Genomic DNA, 1,412 nt, shown 5'->3' with positions numbered 1-1,412 from the left:
CACCCCGTCGCCCGGATAGCTCAGTCGGTAGAGCAGAGGATTGAAAATCCTCGTGTCGGTGGTTCGATTCCGCCTCCGGGCACCACAATTTAAAATTGTTGGTGTCGTCAAACACGAACAATAGCAAGAATAACGGTACGCCGACTTAGCTCAGTAGGTAGAGCAACTGACTTGTAATCAGTAGGTCACCAGTTCGATTCCGGTAGTCGGCACCATTTATTCTTAAAGACAATTCCTCCTTAGCTCAGTTGGTAGAGCGACGGACTGTTAATCCGCAGGTCACTGGTTCGAGCCCAGTAGGAGGAGCCATATTCAGTTAATGAGTCGATGACTTATTAGCAAAATGTGCCGACTTAGCTCAGTAGGTAGAGCAACTGACTTGTAATCAGTAGGTCACCAGTTCGACTCCGGTAGTCGGCACCACTTATTAAAATTTGTTCCTCCTTAGCTCAGTTGGTAGAGCGACGGACTGTTAATCCGCAGGTCACTGGTTCGAGCCCAGTAGGAGGAGCCAACTTACAAAAAGCCGCATCATCAGATGTGGCTTTTTTTCGTCTGAAGAAAACTTATGCCCTTCTCTCAGGATTCCTTCAAAAATAAAAAGTCAGGTGATGCACCTAGCTCTCTTTTCTATATATGAACCGCTCGGATATCCATTTAACTCAGGCCACCAAGACAGATATACTTCGTCTCTAGATACTCATCCATGCCTTGCTTGGCACCCTCTCTACCGATACCAGATTCTTTAATACCACCAAATGGCGCAACTTCCGTAGAAATAATACCTTCATTTATCCCTACCATGCCATATTCCAAGCCTTCGCTAAATTTAATAATGCGCTTCAAACTATCGGTATAAAAGTAACAAGCTAAGCCATATTCGGTGTCATTCGCCATCGAGAGCACCTGTTGATCATCATCAAAGCTAATAATAGGCAGAACCGGACCAAACAACTCTTGCTGTACGATCGCCATATCTTGTTCGACATTATCTAAGACAATAGGCTCCATAAAGCGTCCAGAGCGTTTTTGAGGCTGGTTAAGTATTGCGGCCCCTTCTTGTGTGGCTTGATCGACCAATGCCTGTAAACGGTGCTTAGAAGCCATCGTAATCACAGGACCAAGAATTGTGCTCTCCTCAAGTCCATCGCCAACGGTAAGGTTTGCCACTTTATCTAGAAGTTTAGTTAAGAACGCCTCTTTTACACTCCGATGCACATACAAGCGATTGGTACAAACACAGGTTTGTCCTGCATTACGAAACTTGGATGCAATCAAGCCATTCACTGCAGCATCCAAATCTGCGTCGGCAAAGACGATAAAAGGTGCATTACCGCCTAATTCCATAGACACCGCTTTAACCGTACCACTTGCCTGCTTCATCAAGATCTTACCAACACGCGTCGAGCCAG

The 1,412-nt window shown here is 45.7% G+C and carries 1 protein-coding gene and 5 tRNA genes; 5 read left to right on the top strand and 1 reads right to left on the bottom strand.

Annotation, left to right across the window (positions count from 1 at the left end):
* The first annotated feature begins 9 nt into the window (after positions 1 to 9).
* From AND4_RS19015 to AND4_RS18995, 5 genes are all read left to right on the top strand, one after another.
* A tRNA-Phe gene (locus AND4_RS19015) sits at positions 10 to 85 on the top strand.
* A gap of 54 nt (positions 86 to 139) precedes the next feature.
* Positions 140 to 215, top strand: a tRNA-Thr gene (locus AND4_RS19010).
* Between the two features lie 18 nt (positions 216 to 233).
* Positions 234 to 309, top strand: a tRNA-Asn gene (locus AND4_RS19005).
* Positions 310 to 347: 38 nt separating this feature from the next.
* Positions 348 to 423, top strand: a tRNA-Thr gene (locus AND4_RS19000).
* A 15-nt stretch (positions 424 to 438) separates the two neighbouring features.
* Positions 439 to 514, top strand: a tRNA-Asn gene (locus AND4_RS18995).
* A gap of 143 nt (positions 515 to 657) precedes the next feature.
* On the opposite strand, the gene AND4_RS18990 is transcribed toward AND4_RS18995, so the two are convergent.
* The coding region (locus AND4_RS18990; RefSeq protein WP_009844614.1) for an aldehyde dehydrogenase family protein at positions 658 to 1,412 on the bottom strand (755 nt) is incomplete at its 5' end.

Origin of the sequence: Vibrio sp. AND4, from assembly GCF_000171815.1 — a bacterium.
Lineage (GTDB): Bacteria > Pseudomonadota > Gammaproteobacteria > Enterobacterales > Vibrionaceae > Vibrio.
This window is presented reverse-complemented; position numbering and strand designations above follow the sequence as displayed.